This is a genomic window from Streptomyces sp. IBSNAI002 (assembly GCF_052244475.1).
In the GTDB taxonomy this organism is placed as follows: Bacteria; Actinomycetota; Actinomycetes; order Streptomycetales; family Streptomycetaceae; genus Streptomyces.
In genome coordinates this window covers 8,082,555-8,101,126 of the sequence record NZ_JBQPXG010000002.1, presented here as the reverse complement: position 1 = coordinate 8,101,126, position 18,572 = coordinate 8,082,555, and the positions used below count along the sequence as shown (strand labels likewise).

At 72.7% G+C, this 18,572-nt stretch carries 20 protein-coding genes; 12 read left to right on the top strand and 8 right to left on the bottom strand.

The features are described 5' to 3' along the window. The first annotated feature begins 144 nt into the window (after positions 1-144). Positions 145-945: a GntR family transcriptional regulator gene (locus ACTVZO_RS37630; RefSeq protein ID WP_443302638.1), complete on the top strand. Its 801-nt coding sequence runs from the start codon at positions 145-147 to the stop codon at positions 943-945. 111 nt (positions 946-1,056) lie between these two features. Continuing rightward, on the top strand, positions 1,057-2,121 hold the full coding sequence (locus ACTVZO_RS37625; protein WP_443302637.1) for an NAD-dependent epimerase/dehydratase family protein: 1,065 nt from the start codon (positions 1,057-1,059) through the stop codon (positions 2,119-2,121). 51 nt (positions 2,122-2,172) lie between these two features. On the opposite strand, the gene ACTVZO_RS37620 is transcribed toward ACTVZO_RS37625, so the two are convergent. Together ACTVZO_RS37620 and ACTVZO_RS37615 are read right to left on the bottom strand one after the other, a co-directional pair. Next, positions 2,173-3,282 carry a sensor histidine kinase gene (locus tag ACTVZO_RS37620; RefSeq protein WP_443302636.1) on the bottom strand — a complete coding sequence of 370 codons (1,110 nt, stop codon included), beginning with the start codon at positions 3,280-3,282 and terminating at the stop codon, positions 2,173-2,175. Beyond that, positions 3,275-4,096 carry a response regulator transcription factor gene (locus ACTVZO_RS37615; protein ID WP_443302635.1) on the bottom strand — a complete coding sequence of 274 codons (822 nt, stop codon included), beginning with the start codon at positions 4,094-4,096 and terminating at the stop codon, positions 3,275-3,277. Before ACTVZO_RS37615 ends, ACTVZO_RS37620 begins: the two co-directional genes overlap by 8 nt. 123 nt (positions 4,097-4,219) lie before the next feature. Here ACTVZO_RS37615 and ACTVZO_RS37610 point away from each other — a divergent pair, with 123 nt between their 5' ends. The 3 genes from ACTVZO_RS37610 to ACTVZO_RS37600 are packed head-to-tail and all read left to right on the top strand — an operon-like array spanning position 4,220 to position 6,221. Beyond that, a complete protein-coding gene (locus ACTVZO_RS37610) occupies positions 4,220-4,936 on the top strand; it encodes a glycosyltransferase family 2 protein (RefSeq protein WP_443302634.1) in 717 nt (238 codons plus the stop codon). Next, a complete protein-coding gene (locus tag ACTVZO_RS37605; RefSeq protein WP_443302633.1) occupies positions 4,933-5,562 on the top strand; it encodes a TIGR04282 family arsenosugar biosynthesis glycosyltransferase in 630 nt (209 codons plus the stop codon). The genes ACTVZO_RS37610 and ACTVZO_RS37605 overlap by 4 nt, the downstream gene beginning before the upstream one ends. After that, on the top strand, positions 5,559-6,221 hold the full coding sequence (locus tag ACTVZO_RS37600) for a class I SAM-dependent methyltransferase (protein ID WP_443302632.1): 663 nt from the start codon (positions 5,559-5,561) through the stop codon (positions 6,219-6,221). Before ACTVZO_RS37605 ends, ACTVZO_RS37600 begins: the two co-directional genes overlap by 4 nt. Before the next feature lie 98 nt (positions 6,222-6,319). Here the strand turns inward: ACTVZO_RS37600 and ACTVZO_RS37595 are convergent, their stop codons facing one another. Continuing rightward, complete coding sequence (locus tag ACTVZO_RS37595) at positions 6,320-6,724, bottom strand: hypothetical protein (RefSeq protein WP_443302631.1); 405 nt, start codon at positions 6,722-6,724, stop codon at positions 6,320-6,322. After that, positions 6,724-7,866, bottom strand: coding sequence for a molybdopterin-dependent oxidoreductase (locus ACTVZO_RS37590; protein WP_443302630.1), 1,143 nt, complete (start codon positions 7,864-7,866; stop codon positions 6,724-6,726). The genes ACTVZO_RS37595 and ACTVZO_RS37590 overlap by 1 nt, the downstream gene beginning before the upstream one ends. 114 nt (positions 7,867-7,980) lie before the next feature. Between ACTVZO_RS37590 and ACTVZO_RS37585 the strand changes: the two genes are divergently transcribed. Beyond that, on the top strand, positions 7,981-9,405 hold the full coding sequence (locus ACTVZO_RS37585; RefSeq protein ID WP_443302629.1) for a glycosyltransferase 87 family protein: 1,425 nt from the start codon (positions 7,981-7,983) through the stop codon (positions 9,403-9,405). Here ACTVZO_RS37585 and ACTVZO_RS37580 read toward each other — a convergent pair. Next, on the bottom strand, positions 9,345-9,791 hold the full coding sequence (locus tag ACTVZO_RS37580) for an anthrone oxygenase family protein (RefSeq protein WP_443302628.1): 447 nt from the start codon (positions 9,789-9,791) through the stop codon (positions 9,345-9,347). The genes ACTVZO_RS37585 and ACTVZO_RS37580 overlap by 61 nt on opposite strands. A gap of 88 nt (positions 9,792-9,879) precedes the next feature. Between ACTVZO_RS37580 and ACTVZO_RS37575 the strand changes: the two genes are divergently transcribed. After that, positions 9,880-10,458 carry a TetR/AcrR family transcriptional regulator gene (locus ACTVZO_RS37575; protein ID WP_443302627.1) on the top strand — a complete coding sequence of 193 codons (579 nt, stop codon included), beginning with the start codon at positions 9,880-9,882 and terminating at the stop codon, positions 10,456-10,458. A 116-nt stretch (positions 10,459-10,574) separates the two neighbouring features. Continuing rightward, positions 10,575-10,916 carry a GNAT family N-acetyltransferase gene (locus ACTVZO_RS37570; protein ID WP_443303394.1) on the top strand — a complete coding sequence of 114 codons (342 nt, stop codon included), beginning with the start codon at positions 10,575-10,577 and terminating at the stop codon, positions 10,914-10,916. Here ACTVZO_RS37570 and ACTVZO_RS37565 read toward each other — a convergent pair. After that, positions 10,894-11,661 (bottom strand): hypothetical protein, encoded by a 768-nt coding sequence (locus ACTVZO_RS37565; protein WP_443302626.1) that lies wholly within the window; start codon positions 11,659-11,661, stop codon positions 10,894-10,896. The genes ACTVZO_RS37570 and ACTVZO_RS37565 overlap by 23 nt on opposite strands. 290 nt (positions 11,662-11,951) lie before the next feature. After that, positions 11,952-13,202, bottom strand: a complete 1,251-nt coding sequence (locus ACTVZO_RS37560; protein ID WP_443302625.1) for a glycosyltransferase — start codon at positions 13,200-13,202, stop codon at positions 11,952-11,954. 158 nt (positions 13,203-13,360) lie between these two features. Between ACTVZO_RS37560 and ACTVZO_RS37555 the strand changes: the two genes are divergently transcribed. Then, complete coding sequence (locus ACTVZO_RS37555; protein WP_443302624.1) at positions 13,361-13,615, top strand: DUF1049 domain-containing protein; 255 nt, start codon at positions 13,361-13,363, stop codon at positions 13,613-13,615. A gap of 14 nt (positions 13,616-13,629) precedes the next feature. On the opposite strand, the gene ACTVZO_RS37550 is transcribed toward ACTVZO_RS37555, so the two are convergent. Then, complete coding sequence (locus tag ACTVZO_RS37550) at positions 13,630-15,093, bottom strand: MFS transporter (protein ID WP_443302623.1); 1,464 nt, start codon at positions 15,091-15,093, stop codon at positions 13,630-13,632. A 231-nt stretch (positions 15,094-15,324) separates the two neighbouring features. Between ACTVZO_RS37550 and ACTVZO_RS37545 the strand changes: the two genes are divergently transcribed. The 3 genes from ACTVZO_RS37545 (at position 15,325) to ACTVZO_RS37535 (ending at position 18,120) form a co-directional block, all read left to right on the top strand. Further along, entirely contained in the window at positions 15,325-15,942 is a 618-nt protein-coding gene (locus ACTVZO_RS37545) for a TetR/AcrR family transcriptional regulator (protein ID WP_443302622.1), read from the top strand. A 1,048-nt stretch (positions 15,943-16,990) separates the two neighbouring features. Next, positions 16,991-17,689, top strand: a complete 699-nt coding sequence (locus ACTVZO_RS37540; protein ID WP_443302620.1) for a hypothetical protein — start codon at positions 16,991-16,993, stop codon at positions 17,687-17,689. Further along, positions 17,686-18,120, top strand: coding sequence for a hypothetical protein (locus ACTVZO_RS37535; RefSeq protein WP_443302619.1), 435 nt, complete (start codon positions 17,686-17,688; stop codon positions 18,118-18,120). Before ACTVZO_RS37540 ends, ACTVZO_RS37535 begins: the two co-directional genes overlap by 4 nt. Positions 18,121-18,572 lie beyond the last annotated feature (452 nt).

The window sequence follows — 18,572 nt, the reverse complement described above, 5'->3', positions numbered from 1 at the left end:
CGGGAAGTGGGGACCTCCTGCGGGAACGCGGGGAGCAAGGTCCCGCGCGGCGGGGGGACAACGGCCCCGGACCGGCCTTCAGCGCGCGAGGCACCCGGTTCCGGTCACGCGGGGAGCACTTCCGGCGTATCCGATACTGGAACGGTGAACGCCTTTCCCTCCCTGCGGCCGGTGGTGCGCGACGGCTCTCGCGCCATCCACGCACAGGCATACAGCGCCCTCGCCGATGCCATCGCCGCGGGAGACTTCCCCGCCGGGGTGCGGCTGCCTTCCGAGCGCTACCTGTGCGACCGGCTGGGCGTCAGCCGCGAGACCGTACGGAAGGCGCTGCGCGCACTGGAGGAGGACGGCCTCGTCGCGTCGGCGGAACGGGCCGGCTGGCACGTGACCCACACCCCGGCTCCGTCCTTCGACCACACCTCCGAATCGGTCGGCGGCCTCCAGGAGTACGCCCGCTCCCTCGGTTTCGAAGCCACGGCCCGCGTCCTCGCGGCACGCCTTCGCCCGGCGGACTTCGACGAGGCCGAGAAGCTCGCCGTGCTCCCCGGAGACGAGATCTTCGAACTCGACCGGGTTCGGCACTTCAGCGGCCTGGCCATCTGCCACTCCGTGAGCCTGGTCCCGGCCGAACGCGTGCCCGGCCTCACCGAGATCGACTTCACCGCCGTATCGCTCTTCACCGCGCTCTCCGAACGCGGAGTGGTACCCAGGCACGCCCGCTACTCGGTGCACGCCTCCCTCGTGCCGCCCGAGGAGGCGGCCCACCTCGACCTGGCCGCAGGCGCCCCCGTCCTGAACACCGAACAGCTCACCTTCGACCAGCACGAGCGGCCCTGCGAGTACAGCCGCGGCGTCTACCGCGCCGACCGCTACCGCTTCCACGCCTCCCTCACCGCAGGGCCGAACGTCCCTCAGTCCGTCGCGCCGGTCGGCCCTCGTCGCTGAGGTCCGGTACCCCCGGACGGGAATCGGCTGCGGCGGCCGGGTTGTGACGGAAGCCTTACGCCGGAGCGTGGCAGCCCCCGCTCGGCCCGCCCGCTGCATAGCGTCCCCGGCATGCGCGTACTCCTCACCGGAGGAGCCGGGTTCATCGGCTCCCACATCGTCCCCGCCCTCCAGGACCGCGGCCACGACCCCGTGGTTCTCGACGCCCTGCTGCCCGCCGCCCATCCCGGCACCCCTCCCCTGCCGGACGTCGAGTTCCTGCGGGCGGACGTACGGGATCCCGACGCCGTACGGGCGGCGCTGCGCGGGGTGGGGGCCGTCTGCCACCAGGCGGCCATGGTCGGGCTGGGCAAGGACTTCGCCGACGCCCCCGAGTACGTCGGCTGCAACGACCTGGGCACGGCCGTACTCCTGACCGCGATGGCCGAGCGCGGGGTGCGCGAGCTGGTGCTGGCCGGGTCGATGGTGGTCTACGGGGAGGGGCGCTACGCGTGCCCGCGGCACGGCGCGGTCCGGCCGGGCCCCCGGCTGCCCGCCGACCTGGCGGCGGGCCGGTTCGAGCCGCTCTGCCCCGCGTGCGGGGCCGAACTGGTCCCCGGTTTGGTGTCCGAGGACGCTCCGACGGATCCGCGCAACGTGTACGCGACGACGAAGCTGGCCCAGGAGCACCTCGCCGCCGCCTGGGCCCGGTGCATGGAGGGCCGGGCGGTTTCGCTGCGCTACCACAACGTGTACGGGCCCGGCATGCCGCGCGACACCCCCTACGCCGGGGTCGCGTCCTTCTTCCGGTCCTCGCTCGCCCGGGGCGAGGCCCCCCGGGTCTTCGAGGACGGGGCGCAGCGGCGCGACTTCGTCCACGTGAGGGACATCGCGGTGGCGAACGCGGTGGCTCTGGAGGCGGTGGGCGGCCGGGCGCCCGGCACGCTCACCGCGTACAACGCGGGCAGCGGCGAGCCGCACACGGTCGGGGAGATGGCCGCCGCCCTGGCCGCAGCCCACGGCGGACCGGCGCCCGTGGTGACGGGCGAGTTCCGGCTCGGGGACGTCCGGCACATCACGGCCGACTCGGCGCGGCTGCGCGACGAGCTGGGCTGGCGCCCGGCGGTGGGCTTCCCGGAGGGGATGGCCGAGTTCGCCGCAGCCGGGCAGCGCGCGTCGGCGGGCGCGGACCGCTGACGCGTCCGGTGGCCGGCCCCGGTTCCGTCCGCGGCCGGCGCTCCGGTGGCTTCAGCCCGGGGCGGGGAGGCTGAGTTCGAAGCGGCATCCGCCGGGCACGTTGTGCACGTCGGCGTGTCCGGAGTGGGCCTCGACGATGCCCCGTACGATCGCGAGGCCCAGGCCTGCGCCCGAGGGCGGCGTACGGGCCTGCGAGCCCCGCCATCCGGTGTCGAAGACCCGGGGCAGGTCCTCCTCCGGAATGCCGCCGCAGGCATCGGTGACGGACAGCACCACCGCGTCATCGCGGCGTTCGGCCGCGATCGCGACGGTTCCGTCGGCCGGGGTGTGGCGGATCGCGTTGACCAGCAGGTTGGACAGCACCCGGGTCATCTCCCTGCCGTCGACCTCCACCGGCAGCGGGGCCACGCCCGCTCCGGCGAGGCGCACGCCGTGCTCACGGGCCAGGGCGTCGGCCCCGGCGAGGGCGTCGCCGACCAGGTCGTAGAGGGACATGCGGGTGGGGTTGAGGGCGAGGGCTCCCGCGTGGATGCGGGACAGCTCGAACAGGTCGGTGACCATCGAGTTGAGACGGTCCACCTCGACGCGCATCTGGCGGTGGTAGCGCACCGGGTCGGCGACCACGCCGTCCTCCAGGGCCTCCGACATCGCGCGCAGCCCGGCCAGTGGGGTCCGCAGATCGTGCGAGATCCATGCCACGAGCTCGCGCCGCGAGGTCTCCAGGGCCCGCTCGCGTTCGCGGGAGGCGGCGAGCCGCCCGCTGGTGAGAGCCAGCTCCCGGCTGAGTGCCTCCAGTTCGGCGGGCGCCGGAACCGCGGGGGGTGTGAAGGTGCCGTCTTCCCCGAACCCGTGCGCGGCCGAGACCAGTTCGCGGCAGCGCAGGACGACCTGCCGCCCCAGCAGCAGAGCGGTGCCCAGTGATACGGCGGCGGCCATCGCCACGACGGTGGTCACCACGGCGAGGTCGTGGGAAGACAGGAACATCGCCCAGGCCACGGTGAGCGTCCCGGCGAGCATCGCGCACACGGCGACGGCCGCGACGACCGCCAGGGACACGGCGATACTGCGGCGGCGCAGTATCCGCAGGCCCGCGGCCCCGAGCAGGCCGGCGGCGCCCGCGCCGAGCAGGGCGTACAGGGCGATCAGCAGCAGATCACGCATGGCTGTCGTCCGTCCCGGCCCCTGCCCCGGCCCCCGTCTCCGCCGCCTCGCGCACGGGCGCGGCCGGCTCGAAGCGGTATCCGGCGCCCCACACGGTCTGGATCAGCCGGGGTTCGGCCGGATCGTCCTCGATCTTGCTCCGCAGCCTGCGGACGTGGACGGTGACCGTGGACAGGTCCCCGAAGTCCCAGCCCCAGACCTCCCGCATGAGCCGTTCCCGGTCGCAGACCTGCCCGGGGTGCCTGAGGAAGTGGACCAGGAGGTCGAACTCCCTGAGGGTGAGGGCCAGTTCCCTGCCGTCCTTGGTCGCCCGGCGGGACGCCGGGTCGGCCGTCAGACCGCCTGCCGCGAGACGGGAACCGTGGACCGGCGCGGCCGCGGACGCCCGGCGCAGGACGGACCGTACGCGCAGCACCAGTTCGCGCGGGCTGAACGGCTTCGTCACGTAGTCGTCGGCGCCGACCTCGAGGCCCAGGATGCGGTCCTCCTCGTCACCGCGCGCGGTGAGCATGACCACGGCTACCGGCGGAGCCCCCGCCGTACGGCTCCTCAGGCGCCGGCAGACCTCCAGGCCGTCCATGCCGGGCAGCATCAGGTCCAGGACGACGAGGTCCGGACGGCAGCGGGCGGCGGCCTCCAGCGCCGTCGGCCCGTCAGCGGCGCGGTCCACGGTGAACCCGGCCCGTTCCAGATAGACGGCCACGACCTCGGCGACCGTCGGGTCGTCGTCCACCACCAGGACACGGCCGGAAAGGTCACCGGCCGGGGAGGGGGTACGGCCGCCGCCCGGGTTCCGCTCGCTGCTTGGTTCCATACCGCCAGGGTGACATCGCGAGCGCTCCGTACGAAGCCGGCCCCGTGGGGATCCGCACGGCGTCCGCGTTTCGTAAGGTCTGCGAACCCCCTGCTCCGCCTTCCGCTTCCTACGGTGTGGAGGGTGACTTCCTCTGCTTGTCCGCCGCCCCGCGCGGACCTCGTACTGCCGTGCCTCGACGAGGCCGAAGCGCTGCCCTGGGTTCTGGCCCGCGTACCGGCCGGGTGGCGGGCCATTGTCGTCGACAACGGCTCCTCCGACGGCTCCGCCGACATCGCCCGCTCCCTGGGCGCCACCGTGGTGCACGAGGCACGGCGCGGGTTCGGTGCCGCCTGCCACGCGGGGCTCCTGGCCGCACGCGCCGAACTGGTCTGCTTCTGCGACTGCGACGCCTCCATGGACCCCGGTCTGCTCGCCCCGATGGCCTCCCGGATCCATGCCGGGGAGGCCGACCTGATCCTGGGCCGCCGCCGCCCCCGGGCCCGCGGCGCCTGGCCCGTGCACGCCCGCGCCGGGAACCTCGCCCTCGTCCGCATGCTGCGGCGGCGCACCGGACTGCGGTTGCACGACCTCGGCCCCATGCGGGTCGCCCGCCGCGAGGCGCTGCTCGGCCTGGAGCTGACCGACCGCCGCAGCGGCTACCCCCTGCAGATGGTCGTGCGGGCGGCGGACGCGGGCTGGCGAGTGGCCGAGACGGATGTCCCCTACCTGCCCCGTTCGGGAAAGTCCAAGGTCACCGGGACCTGGCGCGGCACCTGGCACGCCGTACGGGACATGCGCCGGGTCCTGGCCGAGCCGCCGGGGCCCCGCGCCGCCCCTGCCGACGGGATCCGCGCGTGAACGCCGCGAGCACGCTCCTCGTCATCGCCAAGGCCCCCGTCCCGGGCCGCGTCAAGACCCGCCTGACTCCCGTGTTCGCGCCGGAGCAGGCCGCCGACCTCGCGTGCGCAGCCCTGCGGGACACCCTCGCGGCGGCGCTGGCCACCCCGGTCCGACGCAGGCTCCTGGTCCTCGACGGGCAGGCCGGCCCCTGGCTCCCCGAGGGCATCGAGGTCGCTCCGCAGGGCGAGGGCGGCCTGGACGCCCGGCTGGCCGCCGCCTTCGCCCTGGCCGACGGGCCGGCTCTGCTCATCGGCATGGACACGCCCCAGGTCACCCCCGGCCTGCTCGCCAGAGGTCTCGACTTCACCGAGGCCGACGCGTGGTTCGGCCCCGCCGACGACGGCGGCTTCTGGGCTCTCGGTCTGGCCGCCCCGGACCCGGCGCTCCTGCTCGGCGTCCCCATGTCCGTACCGCACACCGGTGAAGCTCAACGGCGGCGGCTGACCGAAGCGGGGCTGGCCGTGCGCGACCTGCCCGAGTTGTGCGACGTGGACACCCCTGCCGACGCGGCCAGGGTCGCCGCCGCCGCTCCGCGGACCCGCTTCGCCGCGCTGTACTCGGCGCTGCGCGCGGTGGCGCGATGAACACCCGGGTCTTCGCACCGGCCCCGCAGAGCTGGCAGGCCGACCCGTACACGCTCGCGCTGCGCGCCGGGCGAGGCCCCCTCTACCTGCGCCGCGAGGACGGCTGGCTGCTGCCGCTGGACGTCGCCCGGTGGTGTGCCGAACCCGATGCGGCGGACGACACCGTCCTCGGCCGCTGTACCGGTCCGGTCCTGGACATCGGCTGCGGACCCGGCCGCCTGGTCGCCGCCCTCAACCGGGCCGGCCGGACGGCCCTCGGCGTGGACGTCACCCCGGAGGCGGTGGCCCGTACGGTGCGGGCGGGCGGCAGCGCCCTGTGCCGGTCGGTGTTCGACCCGCTGCCCGGCGAAGGCCGCTGGCAGACGGTGCTGTTGATCGACGGAAACATCGGAATCGGCGGAGAGCCGGGCCCCCTGCTGCGCCGCGCGGCCGAGCTCGCCTCCCCCGGCGGTTCCCTGCTGGTCGAGGTGGTGCCGGTCGAAGTCGACGAACGGGTCGAGGTGTTCGTCGACGATGGCCGCGGCGGGCGCGGGGCCTCCTTCCGGTGGGCGCGGCTCGGTCCCCGGGCACTGTGCACCGAGGCCGAGGGGGCGGGCTGGTCCCGCTCCGGTGGCTGGGAGGCGGCGGGGCGGCACTTCGTCCACCTGCGACGCCGCTGACCTGCCGCCCCGCTCCGCCGTTCCCGATCGGCCGGGCCGGGATCCGCACCTCCCCCGGATCCCGGCCCGGCGGGGCCCTCGCCGGCGGGCCGGCCGGCTCAGGGCCGCCGGCCGGCCCGCCGCAGCCAGGCGCGCGTGCCGAGGTACGCGGCGGTGAGCACGGCGATGGCCGCCATGGCCAGCAGCCAGTTGCGCGGGTAGTCCAGCGGGAGCACGGTCGGGTTGGCCGCGGCGCCGGGTCGCAGCAGGGCCGGCAACGCGATCGCGGTGAGTGAACCGGCGACGATCAGTGCCGCGCGCGGCACCCCGCCCAGCCGCACTCCGGCCGCCGCGGTGAGCGCGGCGACCGCGAACACCAGCGGGGCGATCAGCGCGTCGTGCAGCACGACCGCTCCGCCGAGCCACAGGGCGATCCGCCAGGGCTCGGGCTGCTGGAGCAGCAGCCATGTGCCCCAGGCCATCAGTGCCACGCCGCCGGCCCCCGTCACCTGTCGGAACGTCATCACACCACCTCCAGCCGGGCGACCCACTTGGTCTGGAGCACCCCGGGCCGGTTCGGGGCGATGATCCGCGCCGGGTAGCCGTGGTCCAGGGACAGCACGGCGCCGTTGAGCCGCAGCGCCAGCAGCGTGAGCGGGTCCTGCGCGTACAGACGGCCCATGTCCATCACCCGGTACGCGCCCTCCGCCTCCAGGGAGACCACCCGGGCACGGGAGCCGTGCCCGCCGCCGGCCCGCTCGAGGAGGTCGCGGACGCGGATCCCGCTCCAGCGGGCGGACTTGCTCCATCCCTCGACGCAGGCGATGGGCAGGATGACCTCGTGCTGCGGCAGTGCGCGCAGTTCGTCCAGCGTCAGGGTGTACGGGCGGGGGCCGGCCACGGTCAGCCGCCAGTCGGCCAGTGAGGCCCAGGTGACGCGGGCGGCCGCGGCCGTCCGGTTCACCGGCAGTCCCTGGAGGCCGTGTTCGGGGCTGCGCGGGGCGAACAGGTCGACCGGCCCGAGGGCGGTGACCGACTGGCCGACGGTGGTCAGCGTCACCGCGCCCACCGCCGCCGTGACGCCGAACAGGAGCCGGCGCCGGTCCGGTCCGTCCGCTACGGGCAGGGCGAGGGTGCCGGTGGAGCGGCGGGTGAAGTGGTCCCTGATCTTCGGCCACTGCACGGCGAGGTGCAGGAGCAGTGCGCCCGCCAGGAGCCAGCCGACCGCGTAGTGCACGGGCACGAAGCCGAACGGCCAGGGGTACCACTGGAAGGTGTTCAGGAGGCCGGTGAGCAGCTGGAACACCGCGGCGGCGACGAGGACGGCGACCGACATCCGCTCCAGCGCGTGCCGCGCCGAGCGCACGGGCGGCCAGGTGAACAGCCGCGGGTACACCGCCCACAGCTTCGCCAGCAGCAGGGGGATCGCCGCGGTCCCGGACGCCACGTGCAGTCCGTGGGTGAGGCGGTAGCCCCAGTACGGCCTGCTGGGCAGCCGGTCGGCGAGCCAGCCGGGCGGATGCTGGAGGACGTGGCTGAGCACACCCGTGGCGAAGCAGACGGCGACGGCGAGTCCGAGCCAGCGGCCGATCGCGGTCGCGGTGCGGGCATCGTGGAGGCGGGCCTTGAAGGTGACCGGCGGGCCGGGCGGGAGAGTGGGGCGCATGGCCCCATCACACCCCCGCCGGGGCCCGTACGGGTGGCCGCGACACCTTACGGATCGGGGACGTCGGCGGTGTGGGGGCCCGTTCGCCCGCTCCTTCCTGGAAGCCTTGCCCGGGTGAATCCGACCACCGCCCTCGCCTCCTCCGCCGTGGCCGCACTCGCGGCCGCTCTCGCGCTCGCCGTCGGGTACGGCAGCCATGGTTCCGTCGACCTGTTCTGGTGGTACGCGGGGTGCTGGGCGCTCTTCGCCGTGGCTCTGCTCGTCCTGCGCCGTGTGCCGGCCGCCCTGGTCGTGCCGCTGGTGCTGGCCGGCGCCGTGGCGATCACCGTGACGGGGCTGGCCGGGCCGCCGCGCACCAGTACGGACTCGTACCGCTACGCGTGGGACGGCCGGGTCCAGTCCGCCGCCGTGTCACCGTACGACCACGCGCCGCAGGATCCGGCCCTTGCCGGGCTGCGCGACCCCTGGCTGTTCCCCTCGGGCCCGGCCTGCGCCGGTCCGGGCCTGGCCCGGATCCCCTCCGCCTACGGGACGCCCCGCTGCACCCGCGTCAACCGGCCCGCCGTGCACACGATCTACCCGCCCGTGGCCGAGGCCTACTTCCTGGTCGTCGACCGCCTCTCCCCCGCCGGTGCCCGGCACAAACCGCTCCAGATCGGGGCCGGCCTGCTGTCCCTGGGCGTGACCGGAGTGCTCCTGTCGATCCTGCGGCGCCGCGGTGACGACCTCCGCAAGGCCGCCTACTGGGCCTGGTGTCCGGCCGTCCCGCTCGAAGCGGTGAACAACGCGCACGTCGACGTTCTGGGCGTGCTCCTCGCGGTCGCCGGCCTCGGCCTGGTCGCCACCCGGGCCACCACGCGGCGGGCGGCCGGCGGACTCCTGATCGGCGCTGCCGTCGCGACAAAGCTGATGCCCGCCGTCGTCTTCCCCGGCGCGCTGTCCGGCGTCCTGTCCGGGGGCCGCCGCGTCCGCGACACGGCCGTCGTGCTGCTGCCCGCCGCGGCCCTCGTGGCGGCCTCCTACCTGCCGTACGTCCTGCTCTCGCACGGCTCGGTCTTCGGCTACCTGGGCGGCTACGTCGAGGAGGAGGGCTACGACGACCCGTCGGCGGGTTCGCGCTACGCGCTGCTGCGACTGGTGCTGCCGGACGCCTGGGCGTTCCCCGTCCTGCTCGCCGCCGTCGCGGGGGTGTCCCTGTACGTGATGCGGCGGGGGGATCCGCGGCGGCCGTGGAGCGGGGCCCTGCTGGTCACCGGCTGGGCCTTCGCCCTCCTGACCCCCGGCTACTCCTGGTACGCCCTGCTCCTGATCGCGCTGGTGGCCCTGGACGGGCGCTGGGAGTGGCTCGGCATCGCCGTGGCGGGGGCGGCCGTGTACCTCCTCGGGCCGCTGTTCGCCTACCGGGACGTGCTGACCGACATCGCGTACGGCACCGCGGTCCTGCTGGTGGTCCTCGTGTCCGTGCTCCGCGGGCGGGCTCAGGCGAGGGCGGCGGCCAGCAGGGCGAAGGCGGCGATGATGACGGCGACGCGGACGTAGTGGAAGCGGTCCCAGCGGTTCTTCTGCTGCTGCCAGTCGGCGGGCCGGTTGTCGGGGGTCCAGGTCTTGCTCCGGTTGTTGATCGGGACGAGCAGCAGGACCGACATGATCACGCTGAGCACCAGCAGTGCCCCCGCGGTGATGACGAGGCCGGTGCCGTCGTGCCGCCATCCGGCGACGGCCCACACCACGACGAGGGCGAGCGAGGTGATGTACCAGACCGGCATCACGGCTCCGAGCATCCGGCCCCCGTGGGCGCGGCCGAGCACACCGCTGTCTTCCGGGAGGGCGTTGAGGATGGGGTTGATGACGAAGGCGACGGAGAACTCCACCCCCACCATCACGCCGACGACCACGGTGGTGAAGACCTCAAGTGCGTTGAGCATGGCCCCTCCTGGGATCTAGCGTTGCTAGCTGACGTGACAACGCTAGCGCTACTGCCGCTCGATTGTCTAGCGGTGCTAGAATCGAATCATGTCGGTACAGGAACGCAAGGAACGCGAACGGGCGGACCGCGAACGCCTCATCGTGGCGACGGCCCGCGAACTCGCCGAGCAGCAGGGCTGGGACGCGGTCACCACCCGCCGGCTCGCCGAGCGCATCGAGTACAGCCAGCCCGTCCTCTACAGCCACTTCCGCGGCAAGCGCGAGATCATCGGCGCCGTCGCCCTCGAGGGCGCCGCCGAGATGGCGGGACTGCTGCGGGGCGCGGCCTCCGCCGCGGATGACCCGCGCGGCCGCGTCACCTCCCTCGCCCGCGCCTACCTCGACTTCGCCGACCGCAATCCGGCGGTCTACGAAGCGATGTTCCAGCTCGACGGCGGCCTGGTGTTCGCGAAGGAGGACACCCCGAAGCATCTGAAGGACGCGTTCGCCGCCCTGCTGGACAACCTGGGCGAGGTCGCCGGGGACGGCGTCCACCCGGCGTTGTTCACCGAACTGTTCTGGGCGGCCCTGCACGGCCTGGCGACCCTGACCCGTGCGGGCCGGCTGCCACCGGAGGACGCCGAGCGGCGGACGCGGCTGCTGGTGGACCGGCTCTCCGTGTTCTGACACACCGCCCCGGCGCGTACGTGGCCGCGCTCGGGACGGCCGCCCGCACGGGAAGTTCCCGGTCCCGCGCGCCCGGCTCCAGGTAGCCTGCCTCCTCGCAGACAGCCAACGGAGCCATCACGCTCGACGGCGGCGCCCCGCTCGGCGAGGTGATGCTGCGCCGGTTCCCGGAGGGATTCGAGATCGGCTACGCGGTCGGCCCCGCCCACCGCGGTCAGGGGCTGGCGGCGCGAGCGGTACGGGTGATGTCCGCCTACGCCTTCGGGCAACTCGGCGCGCCGCAGGTGATCCTGGAGCTGGAGGCCGAGAACCTCGCGAGCGTCGCCGTGGCCACCCGGGCGGGCTTCCGGCCGCTCGACGTACCCCTGATCACCGGGGAGGAGAAGGGGCGGCCGTACAGCCTCCAGACGTGGGGGCTCACCCGCTCGGGTTCCGTCAGCCCAGGGGGACGGTCTTGACGGCGGTCAGGAGCGGAATGAGGACGTGGTCCCCGTTGCCCGGCCCGCAGACCGGTGCGGTGTCCGCGGTGTCGGAGACGTTCGTCCCGGTGGCGTAGCGCGTGTCCGCGGCCGGCACGAGGCTCGTGAGGTGGCTGGCGTGCCGTTCGGAGTAGTACACGCACTGGTGCAGGTTGAGGTAGCGGCCCGCGATCAGGTCCAGGGACTTGACGCCGGAGAACCCCGGGTTGGGCACGTGGCTTCCGTTGCCGGCGCCGCAGGCCGGGCCGGTCTCGGGGGTGTTGGAGACCTTCGTGCCCGTGGAATACCTGCCGTCGCCGCCCGGCGTCACCAGCGTGGTGAAGTGGTCGGTGCTCGCGGCGCGGTAGTAGTCGCACTGGTGGAGGTTGAGGTAGCGCCCCGACCCGAGGTTCAGCGCCCTGACACCGTGCAGGAGCGTGACGGGTACGTGGTTGCCGTTCCCCGGCCCGCACGCCGCGGCGGTGTCGGCGGCGGCGGCGTGCTTCGTGCCGGTGGAGTACCGGCCGTCTCCACCGGGTGTCAGGAACGTGCTGAAGTGGTCGTCGAGCGAGCTCGCGTAGTGCGCGCACTGGTGCAGGTTCAGAAAGCCGGAAGGCGCCGCGAGCCCGGCCTCCCCGTCGTGCGTCCATGCCGTGGAGGGCGGGGCGGCGGCGATGAGAGCGCACATGCCGGCCGCCATGGTGAGCACCAGCCGCCAGGCGCGGCTGACCGTCCGTCGTGTCATTGTCTGTACCTTTCCATGAGGGTTCGTGTCTGGTCCGCCTCGGCGGGCCTTCCCCGGGCAGTTGACGCAGGGGCCCCGGGCGACTGCCGCGGCCGGCGGGCACCGTCATGCTCTCGGGCCCCGCACCGACTCCCCCACCCCTCCTGGACAGCGGATCGTTTCCCCCTCACCCGGATGGAACAGCCGGACCGGGGCTCGGCGGCGCCGGAGGGCGGTGGCACGGATGGCGGAGTCCGCGAGCCGTTCGCCGCCGAAGAGTTCCCCGCCGGGCGGCAGGTCAGGGCTCCAGGTCAGGGCTCCAGGTCAGCCAGTCCGGCGAGAACCGGCTTCCCCCCGTCCTCTTGCCGGAGCCCCTCCGCGACGGCGAGGGCGCGGCGCCGGTAGTGCGGATTGCGGGTGGCTGCGCCCAGTGCGGCGGCCAGGGTCCCGGGGTTGGTGAACTGCCTCAGCGGGACGGCTCCGGGGGACACTCCGAGGGCGGCCAGCCGTGCGGCCCAGAACGGGCCGTCGAACCACACCGGCATGGTCACGGCCGGCACTCCGGCCCGGAGCGCGGCCGCCGTCGTGCCCGCTCCCGCGTGGTGGACCACCGCCGCCATCCGGGGGAACAGCAGGGCGTGCGGTACCTCTCCGATCGTCAGCATGTCGTCGCCTTCCGCCCGCAGACCGCTCCACCCGGACTGGATGACGCCGCGCAGGCCGGCCAGGCGCAACGCCTGCACGATCAGCCGACTCACCCGCTGCGGATCCGGCACCGTCGGACTGCCCAGCCCGACGAAGACGGGGGCGGGGCCGGCCTCCAGGAAGTCCGTTACGTACGCCGGGAGTTCGGCGGTCGGCGGATCGTACGGCCACCAGTAGCCGCCGACGGTGAGAGCCGGACGCCAGTCGTGCGGGCGGGGCACCACGAGCGGACTGAACCCGTGGTGCACCGGCCAGTCCTGCCGTTCCCGTCGCCGGCGGCGGACCCGGCTGCCGTCCCGGGGAACCCCGAGTTCGCTCTGCACGGTGCGGGCGGCTTCCGCGAACACCAGGTCAAGCGCGGCGTTGACCGCGCGCGCCGCCAGCCGGTTGCCCTCCGCGCCCAGCGAGCGCGTGCCGGTGACGGGCGGCGGGAACGCACGGGTGGAGGCCAGCGGTTGCAGGTAGACGCCCCTGCTCGGCAGGCCGAGTCCCTCGGCGATGGCGTATCCCAGCGGCGCGACGGACGCCGAGAGCAGCAGCACGTCACTGGTCCGGGCCGCGTCGAGCATCCCGGCCGCCATGTCCCCCACCAGACGCCTGGCCATGGCCAGCATCCAGGCCAGCTTCCCCGGTCCGCTTCCGCTGCTCAGCAGTCGGCGGCCGTGCTCCGTGCGCAGTTCCGCCTGCGGGTCGACGGGCAGGCCGTGGCACGTCAGGCCGGCTCCGGCCACCAGGCCCGCGAAGGACTGGTGGGTGGCCAGGGTGACCTCGTGGCCGGCCCGCGCCAGTTGGTGGCCGAGCCCGGTGTACGGCGCGACATCACCCCGGGAACCTGCCGTGATCAGAGCAACACGCATGGTGATCAGTATGGCGGCGGCGCCGGGGTGGGCGGGGGAGGCGGGCGCCGGGGCAGCGAGCCCGGGCCCCGAGCGGCCGTCGACCTTGGGCCTTCGGCCTTCGACCGTCGGCCGCCTTGCAGTCGATCAATCCCCCGCACAGGTCGATAATGTCCGATATGACATCGAAGGCCTCTACGTCGCACCGCCCGTCGACGCTGACCGTGAAGGGCCGGAACGTGCGGTTGCGGACCCTTGGCTTCATCGCCCTGGCCGCCCTCGCGATCTGGTTCATCGCCGTCAACACCGGGCAGGTCACCATCCGGCTGTGGGTCCCGACGGTCACGATCCCGCTGTGGGCCGTTCTGACCGTGACGTTGCTGGCGGGCATCGCGCTCGGCCTGCTGATCGCCCACCGCCGGGCCAAGCGCTGACGGCGCCGCTGTCGCTACGAGCTCGCGGCCACGCCCGCGGCTTCGCTCGCCGGTCCCGTCCGGTCCTGTGCGGTCCGCCGCTCGGCCCGCGCTGCGGGGATGAGGGCGGCGACGGCTCCGGAAACCAGGGCGAGGCAGCCGCCCAGCAGCAGGCCGGTCCGGAAGCCGCTCTCGGACGTGAACGTGAAACCGCCGACCGTGGTGGTCATCTGGGCCAGGACCACCCCGACGACCGCCGCGCCGACCGAGGTGCCCAGGGAGCGCATGAGCGCGTTGAAGCCGTTCGCCGCGCCGGTCTCCGCGAGGGGCACCGCGCCCATGATCAGGGCCGGCATGGCTCCGTAGGCGAGGGCGACACCACTGTTCATGACCATGGCGGCCACCATGAGCCCCGGAGCCGTACCGGCCAGCAGGAGGGCGGCTCCGTAGCCCGCCGCCAGGACGAGCGCACCGGAGACGAGGGTGACCTTGGGGCCGCGGGCGTTGGTGAGCCTGCCCCCGAGCGGGGAGACGGCCATCATCATCAGGGCACCGGGCAGCATCCACAGGCCGGCCGCCAGCATGGACTGGCCCAGGCCGAAGCCGGTGGCCTCGGGGTACTGGAGGAGCTGCGGAACGACCAGCATGCTCGCGTACATGCCGAACCCGATGAAGACCGACGCGAGGTTCGTCATCAGGACGCGCGGGCGGACGGTGGTGCGCAGGTCCACGAGCGGTTCGACGGTGCGCCACTCGAACCATCCCCAGGCGGCCAGGACGACGGCCGCACCGGCGAACAGCCCGAGGACGGCCGCCGAGCCCCAGCCCCAGTCGGCCCCCTTGGACACGGCGAGCAGCAGGCAGACCAGGCCCACGGCCAGGCCCAGCGCGCCGGCGAAGTCGAAGCGCTGCCCCTTGGCCGCGACGGGGACGTCGGGAACGAAGGCGACGATCATGACGGCGACCGCGACCGCGAGTCCGGCCGCGCCCCAGAATAGGAGGCGCCAGTCGGCGTACTGCGCGACGGCCGCGGCGAGCGGGAGCCCGATTCCGCCGCCGATGCCCATGGAGGCGCTCACCAGGGCGATGGAGGAGCTGAGCTTCTCGGCCGGCACGATGTCGCGGAGCAGGGCTATCCCGAGGGGGATCATGCCCATGCCGATGCCCTGGAGGCCGCGGCCGACGATCATCGGTACGACGCTGCTCGACAGGGCGCACACCACCGACCCGACGATCAGCGGCACGGTGCAGGCCAGGAGCATGCGGCGCTTGCCGATCATGTCGCCCAGGCGCCCGCTGATGGGCACGCACACGCCCGCGACCAGCAGGGTGGCGGTGACGACCCAGGCGGAGTTCGAGGAGGAGGTGTGGAGGAGTTTCGGCAGCTCCGCGAGGAGCGGCGTGACCAGGGTCTGCATGACCGCCGCGGTGACTCCCGCCAGTGCGAGCGTGGCGATCACTTTGCCGGTGTGTGGAGCAGCCGTGGACGGCTGAGACATGGGGGGTCCCTCGGGGCGTGGGTCCGTCGCCCCGCCGTCCGGGCGCGGTGACGCGAGGAGCCGGGCGGCGCGGCGGGTGGACGGGCAGGACGGTGGCACGTGGGATGACACGGGGGGGCGGACGGGGGTGGCGTGAATGGACACACCATATTCAGTAGCCAACTATCACTTCGGGGCTCGCGGAGTGTCAACTCGAACTAAGGGTCGGCTATCACTTGTTAGGCTGGAGAGGTGCCCACCGAGACCCCCAGGCCCCTGCGCGCCGATGCCCTGCGCAACGTCGAGAAGATCGTGCGGGCGGCCCGCGACGTCTACGCCGAGCAGGGGCCGGACGCGCCGCTCGACGAGATCGCCAGACGGGCGGGCGTGGGGATCGCGACGCTCTTCCGGCGGTTCCCGGACAAGGCGGCCCTCCTGCGGGCGGTACTGGAGCAGCAGTTCACCCAGCAGGTCCTGCCCGTCATCGAGCACGCCCTCGACGACGAGGACCCTCGCCGCGCGCTGACCTCCGTCATCGAGGCCGCCCTGACATCGGCGGCGGACGAGCACCACGTGCTCACGGCCGCGCGGAACGCGGGGATCATCACCTCGGAGACCAGCGCCCGCTTCTTCGACGCGCTCGATCCGCTGGTCACCCGGGGCCAGCAGGCCGGAGTGATCCGGGCGGACCTCGTGCCCGACGACGTCAAGCGGGTCATGGGCATGCTCGTGAGCGTGCTGTGGACCATGGATCCGGCGGAGGGGGGCTGGCGGCGCTACGTGACGCTGGTCGTGGACGGCCTGTCCCCCGCCGCGGCCACTCCCCTGCCGAATCCCTCTCCCCCGCTGCTCCGCAGACACCGGCCCTGACCCGGCCGCGGCCTCGGACTCGCCCCTTCCGCAAGGCCAGCAGACCGGTCCGGACCGGTGGCACTGGATGGATGGCGCCTCAAGCCGGTTTCCGGTCGAGCTCCCGCAGTCCTGGGGCGCCGTTCGAGCTGCCCGCGAGCGGAACCGCTACGGCTTGTCCCGCAACGCGAGAGCGAAGCCCTCCGCGGCCGGCCGGAGTGGCCCGCCGGTATTCCGGCGCCCTGGGCGGGGTGTTCCCTTGCCGGATCGGGGTGATGGCCGCCTGGGCGCTGCCGCGCGGCACACGTGCCCGAGGAGGTCGGCTTCGCCACCAAGCCCCGCCAACCCGAGGTGATGATCTCCCGGATCCTGCCCGACCTGCCACAGGGACGGGTGTGGGTGGCCGCCGACGAGGTCTACCGCCGCGAGGACGAGCCCGAGAGACGGGGCTACTACCTCGGCTGGAGCCCGCCGGACACACCGATCGAGGAGATCGTCTTGGTGCCCGGCGCCCGCTGGCGGGTGGAAGGAGCCATCAAGCTGGCAAGGTCGGCATGCGGGCCGGCCGACTACGAGGTGTGCTCCTTCCACGGCTGGAACCGGCACGTCACCCTCGTCCAGCTCGCGGCGGCGTTCCTGGCCGTCAGCAACGCCCGGGCCGCCCGGGAAAACGGTCCGCTCGCGAGCAGCCGCTTCGGCATCCCCCGCACGAGGAACGGATCCGGCACGGGCTGGCCTGGTCCCTATGGCAGTCCTCCCGGGGTACCGCGCGTAGTCCGGATGGCGCTGTGCGGGCGGCGGACAGGGCGGCAGGCGTCGCTCCCCGGGTCCGGGGAAGGGATCGCGCCCCGGGCTGAAACAGGAGTCCGGGAAGCGCTCCCCCTCCCACGTAGCGAACTGCACGTCATTCTCCCGGTCCTGAGCCACCACCACGTTCATCGCGATCACCGGCTGCAAGGAGCTTCCGAAAAACTTCACAGGACTCGCCGGAAAGATACAGGAACACTTCTTCTCGTACTGCCAGCACGTCGGCGTCAAGGGAATTTCGCAGAGAAGCGACCGGAAGACCGTGACATCTCGACTCCGGGGTGCAGGCTACGATACATCCAAGGTGTACGAAAAATACTACACTGACTTCTACATGGAGAAATCCAAATTCCAGACCAGGGACTACCGGACATACAAGCGGGTTGAGGCGAAGGTAAGGGCAGACCAGGTCGAGGCGACGGTCGCAGTGCAGGCCAAGAAGCACGGCGAGCGCGTCAAGAAGCTGGCCCGTCTGGCCGAAGAATGGTGCTCCTATCCCTCGAAATACGTGATTGCCCGCACGGCACAATGGGATCGCATACTCAAGGAGTGCGATGACCTGCTGAACGCCGTATCGCCAGGTTCTCAACACCGCGCCGCGCTGGAGCGGATAGCCGCGAAGATCAGCGTCAAGCGGGCCAGGATCGAGAACGTCAGAGGAACCGCCAGATCTGCGGTGTACGCTTCCATGCTGAAGTTGGAAGCAGAGTTCCTGGATCTCGCGAAGGAAACTTTCGGACCGTCCCGGATCAAAGAATGGGCACGCTCCAAGGAGAGATACGAACTCGCCGTTGCCGGTTTCAATCAACGGACGGGTTCCAGATCGATCGGGAACCCGCCGTCGCCCCCGAATCCAACCGCCAGGACAAGAGGATCCAGGAACTGCGACGGGCGGTCGACTCGAAGTACGAATTTGAGCGGGTCGCCAAGGGGAATTCCAACGGCGTCGCGTACGGAATGATGGAAAGCCTTCGATCAGAATTCAAATCCTCCGGCCAGGCGGCCGGCGCTCCCCAGGAGATCCACTACCAGGCGACGCTGGATTCGATGGAGAAGAGCCTGGCGGCATGCAAGCAGCGCCTACCGGAATGGGATAAGCAAAGGCTTGCGAGGCAGGCCGCCCCACAGACGGTGAAGGACGTCCGGGGCGCCGTCCAGAAAGGGGGCGCGACACGGGCGAACCCGGCCCCGGCGAGCGTGTACAACATCCAGCCACCTCGCCGGGCACCCCGGGCGGCGCACTTGTCCATGGAGTGGACCATGCCCATCGGCCAGGAATTCCCCATCCCTCTGGACGCGTACACGATGGACAGTTTCCGCGCCGACTACTCGGATTGGGACCTTCCGCTCGCGAAAGCATTCTACGCTTACTTTCACCTGAACCGGAAGTGATACGACACGAACAGTTCCCATCTCGACACTCTCGTTTACAGCGGATCCCACGACGTCGTTCACACGGCGGTGGACAGTTTCCGCGTGGACCTCCAGGAAGCGATCCGCGAATCCACACGCGCATTCACCGAGTCGTATCCGGACTGGACGTAGGGACGGACGGTCACTTCGAGGCAGTGGCGGCCGACGGTCATGCCCGCGTTCCGCGCAATTCGGCTGGTCTAGACCCTTTGGTTGCAGATCGGCGGTTGGCTGTAGTTCGGTCCTCGGCTGGTGGGGGTGGAGGGCGTCCGGGGGGGGTGGTGGCTCGCATGCGTCGGTGGCCGGTCAGGCCCTCACGCGATGATGCGCGCCGTTCCGGCGGGGCGGGCCGTGCCGCGATGTCGCGCCGCCACTCGCCGACGGTGCGGCTGCGTTTGCTGTTGTTCAATCAACGCACCCATTGACACTGC